The following is a 3,932-nucleotide window of genomic DNA, read 5'->3' on the forward strand; positions in this document are numbered from 1 at the left end:
AAGGTTCCTGATGTCCTCTTAAGTGGTCATCATGAAAATATTCGTAAATGGCGTTTAAAGGAATCATTACGTAAAACTATGATCAAACGTCCTGATTTATTAGAAAAACGCTCATTTACAGAAGAAGAATTAGAAATTCTAAAAGAATTAAAAAAGTAATTGATTTATAAAAAAGACGGTGCTATAATAGGCAAGTCGTAAGACACAGAAGTTCCGCTGGTTATATATACGAATGAGCTTCCAAGACTAAATTTGTGTAGGAGGAAATGTTATCATGAACATGCAGTTAGTAAATGAAATTACTAAGAGCCAGATCAAGACTGATGTACCTCAGTTCAAAGCTGGTGACACTTTAAAAGTATTCGTAAAGATCCAGGAAGGTAATAAGACTCGTCTTCAGATGTTCGAAGGTGTTTGTATTGCTAAAAAGGGTCATGGTATTGGTGAAACTTTCACTGTTAGAAAGATTTCTTATGGTGTAGGTGTTGAAAGAGTATTCCCAGTAAACTCTCCAATCATCGATCATATCGAAGTAGCTAAGGTTGGTAAAGTACGTAGAGCTAAATTACATTACTTACGTGGATTATCTGGTAAAGCTGCTAGAATCAAAGAAATTCGATAAGAGAATGGGGGCTTACCCCATTCTTTTTTCTATATTATGAATAAAATAAAAAAACTGTGTTTACCTGGAATAGCGCTACTTATATTATGTCTATTTACATTTGTCGTACTTCCGGTCAAGGTGAAAGGAACATCCATGATGCCAACTATTCATGATAGTGACTGTATCTTAATGACGGGAGTGACATCTTATAAACAGATTCATCGTTTTGATATCGTTGATGTTCGCAGCAGCTCATTAAAAGAAGATGTCATTAAACGTGTTATTGGTCTTCCAGGAGAGGAAATCAGCTACAAGAATGATCATTTATATATTAATGGTCAATTAGTAGAAGAACCTTTTCTTAAGATTCCTTTCATGAAAAAAGAAAAGATTAAATATGATTTAACACATTATACAAAAGATTTTAGAATTAAATTAAGACACGATGAATACTTTATTCTAGGTGATAATCGTCCTATGTCCTATGATTCAAGATATTTTGGACCAGTTCATATAGAAGATATTCGTGCAAAAAATGGATATATTATTTATCCAATCCAGCATATTAAGAGAAATGATTGAGGAGGAACTTATGGCAAAGCAGATTCAGTGGTATCCAGGGCATATGGCTAAAGCCCAAAGAGAAATCGAAAGTAAAGTAAAGTTAGTAGATATTGTGATTGAACTTGTTGACGCACGTGCTCCTTTTTCAACACATAATCCAGAACTTGATCATATGATCAAGAATAAACCTCGTCTTTATATTCTTACAAAGAAGGATTTAGCTGATCCTAAGGCAACAGAAGCTCTTATTGCAGAATTTAAAAGACAAGGACATAGCGCTATCGCAGTTGATTTAAAGAACTTCAAGGAAGAAAAGAAGATTGTGAACATGTGTCGCTATCAGTTAAAAGAAAAGCGTGAAAAAGAAGCCGCAAGAGGTTTAAAACCTAAGCCAATTCGTGCTCTAGTGGCTGGTATTCCTAATGTTGGTAAATCTACTTTTATCAATAAGATTGCGAAAAGAAAAGCCGCTGCAGTAGGAAATAAGCCGGGTGTTACAAAGGCTCAGCAGATTATCCGTGTTGATAAGGATTTTGAACTTTTCGATACACCAGGTGTACTAGAACCTAAATTCACAGATATCAATAAAGCAATGAACGTCGCATTATGTGGCTCTATTAAGATGGAAATCCTTCCACTTGATGATTTATTTATTCATGCAATAGGTTATCTGGCAAAACATTATCCAGACATGTTGAAACAACGTTATAATTTGACTATTGATTTAGATTCAGATTGGGTAATTCCAGTATATGATCATATCTCAGATTATCGTCATATTAAGAAATTAAGAGGCGAAACAGATTATGACCGTGTACAGGAAACATTCTTTAATGATTTAAAGAACGGTTCTCTTGGAAAAATCACATGGGAGCTTAGCGATGAATAAACAGGAACGTTTAAAATATGAAAACGAAGCTAGAGTTGCAGGCTACTCTAGAATACTGGGCGTAGATGAAGCAGGAAGAGGACCGATGGCTGGGCCACTTGTTGTAGGTGGTGTCATCTTTCCAGAAGATTTCTATGATGAACGTATTAACGACTCTAAGAAGCTCACAGAAAAGAAAAGAGAAGCACTCTATGATTTAATTATAGAAAATGCGCTTGCTTATCAAATAGAGGTTTTATCAGTAGAAGAAGTAGATACACTTAATGTCTATGAAGCATCTCGTACAGGTATGAAACGTATTATTGCTTCATTAAAGCCTGATTTTACATTAAGTGATGCAATGCCCTTGAGAGATATTCCACATCTTTCTATTATTAAAGGAGATGCGAAAAGTATTTCTATTGGGGCAGCAAGTATCCTTGCAAAGGTCACTCGAGACCGCATGATGAAGGAATATGGAAAGCAATATCCAGAATATGGATTTGAAAAACATAAGGGTTATGTTACTAAAGCCCATAAAGAAGCATTAGAAAAGTATGGTGTCACTCCAATTCATCGTCGTTCTTTTGCGCCAGTACAGAAAGTACTGAATGAACAATTATCCTTTGATTTTGAAGAGAAAGATTAAAGATCTTTCTCTTTTTTGAGAAAATAAGCCTTCTATTAAGAATAGATATAGTAGGAGGTGATTGATATGGAAGATATTCTACTTTATTTTTCATTGAAGTATAAGGGACAGTTTGATTTGATTTATAAGGCCTTAGAACGTAAGGAACGTGTGGATGAATCTTTAAAAGAAGAACTCTTTAAAACTATTAAGAGTTCTTATACGACTATTATTAGTGATGATTATCCACAACAGCTTAAATATATCAACTGTCCACCATTTGTACTCTATTATTATGGATCATTATCTTTACTAGATAAAGACTGTATTGCGGTTATTGGTAAAAGAGACTGCAGCGAGTATGGTGTTCAGGCGACACGTGTACTTGTAAAAGAACTTGTGAAGAATGATATTGTGATTGTATCGGGAATGGCTAAGGGAATTGATGGCGTCAGCCACCGCACAGCTATTCGATCAAAGGGACATACTGTCGCAGTGCTTGGTAGTGGAATCGATTATCCTTATCCACCGATGAATGAAGATCTGTATTATGTATTGAAGAATGAACTTGTTTTAAGTGAATACCCTGGAAGTACGCCACCTCGTAAAGATCATTTTCCTAAACGAAATCGTATTATTGCAGGACTCTCTAAGAAACTTCTTGTTACAGAGGCTGATCTTAAAAGCGGCACGATGATTACAGTTGGTTTTGCCTTGGAACAGGGCAAGGATGTACTTGCAGTTCCAGGGCGTGTGTATGACTCAAAAGGCTGTAATGCCCTGATTCAGCAGGGTGCAAAACTAGTTATGAATGTAGAAGATATCTTAGAAGAATAGGAAGCGTTTCGCTTCTTATTCTCACTAAGATGTTGACAAAATAAAAAAATCCCATATTATAATGTGATGAAGGAGGGAACTATAAGTAACTGAATATATCGACCATTTTGTGTTTGAATGTGTTTAAATATGCTCATAGAGGGAGCGTTAAAATGAACATATCAAATATCATAAATTACAAATTAAAGGATTTTGCTGAACTTTTAGGCGTATCTGTTAAGATATTATAACGTTGAGATAGAGAAGGAACTTTATGAAAGTGGCAAAAAGTTTATGAGCAGCTTCCAGTTTAGCGTATGGCTCAACAATGAGTATCTTTCGAGCCATCCAGAATATTCCTGAATCAAGGAAGCTTATTCAAAATCGGTAACACAGGCAGTAAATAACGGACAGACCGCATTTGAAAACTTCTTTAATCACAAGAGCGCCTT

5 protein-coding genes and 2 pseudogenes are annotated in these 3,932 nt (G+C 35.3%); all 7 read left to right on the top strand.

Features of this window, described 5'->3' with window-relative positions:
• Positions 1-159: pseudogene (locus tag B2S90_RS10105) on the top strand (tRNA (guanosine(37)-N1)-methyltransferase TrmD); the annotation flags it as partial.
• Between the two features lie 115 nt (positions 160-274).
• The gene (gene rplS / locus B2S90_RS10110) at positions 275-622 is read left to right on the top strand and encodes a 50S ribosomal protein L19 (protein WP_006504716.1); all 348 of its coding nucleotides are present in this window, start codon (positions 275-277) and stop codon (positions 620-622) included.
• Between the two features lie 36 nt (positions 623-658).
• Positions 659-1,186, top strand: coding sequence for a signal peptidase I (gene lepB / locus B2S90_RS10115; RefSeq protein WP_286697000.1), 528 nt, complete (start codon positions 659-661; stop codon positions 1,184-1,186).
• A 10-nt stretch (positions 1,187-1,196) separates the two neighbouring features.
• Positions 1,197-2,057, top strand: coding sequence for a ribosome biogenesis GTPase YlqF (ylqF, locus tag B2S90_RS10120; RefSeq protein ID WP_055288881.1), 861 nt, complete (start codon positions 1,197-1,199; stop codon positions 2,055-2,057).
• Positions 2,050-2,685 carry a ribonuclease HII gene (locus B2S90_RS10125; RefSeq protein ID WP_286697001.1) on the top strand — a complete coding sequence of 212 codons (636 nt, stop codon included), beginning with the start codon at positions 2,050-2,052 and terminating at the stop codon, positions 2,683-2,685. The genes ylqF and B2S90_RS10125 overlap by 8 nt, the downstream gene beginning before the upstream one ends.
• Before the next feature lie 66 nt (positions 2,686-2,751).
• Complete coding sequence (gene dprA, locus B2S90_RS10130; RefSeq protein WP_055233988.1) at positions 2,752-3,501, top strand: DNA-processing protein DprA; 750 nt, start codon at positions 2,752-2,754, stop codon at positions 3,499-3,501.
• A 152-nt stretch (positions 3,502-3,653) separates the two neighbouring features.
• Positions 3,654-3,728 (top strand): annotated as a pseudogene (locus tag B2S90_RS11020) (IS607 family transposase); the annotation flags it as partial.
• Positions 3,729-3,932 lie beyond the last annotated feature (204 nt).

The sequence above is a fragment of the Catenibacterium sp. UBA627 genome (genome assembly GCF_002299355.1).
Lineage (GTDB): Bacteria > Bacillota_I > Bacilli_A > Erysipelotrichales > Coprobacillaceae > Catenibacterium > Catenibacterium mitsuoka.

Bases quoted from the DNA above. Each gene is read 5' to 3' on its own strand.
- ylqF (WP_055288881.1), top strand. From the start codon at position 1,197: ATGGCAAAGCAGATTCAGTGGTATCCAGGGCATATGGCTAAAGCCCAA.
- B2S90_RS10125 (WP_286697001.1), top strand. From the start codon at position 2,050: ATGAATAAACAGGAACGTTTAAAATATGAAAACGAAGCTAGAGTTGCA.
- lepB (WP_286697000.1), top strand. From the start codon at position 659: ATGAATAAAATAAAAAAACTGTGTTTACCTGGAATAGCGCTACTTATA.
- dprA (WP_055233988.1), top strand. From the start codon at position 2,752: ATGGAAGATATTCTACTTTATTTTTCATTGAAGTATAAGGGACAGTTT.
- rplS (WP_006504716.1), top strand. From the start codon at position 275: ATGAACATGCAGTTAGTAAATGAAATTACTAAGAGCCAGATCAAGACT.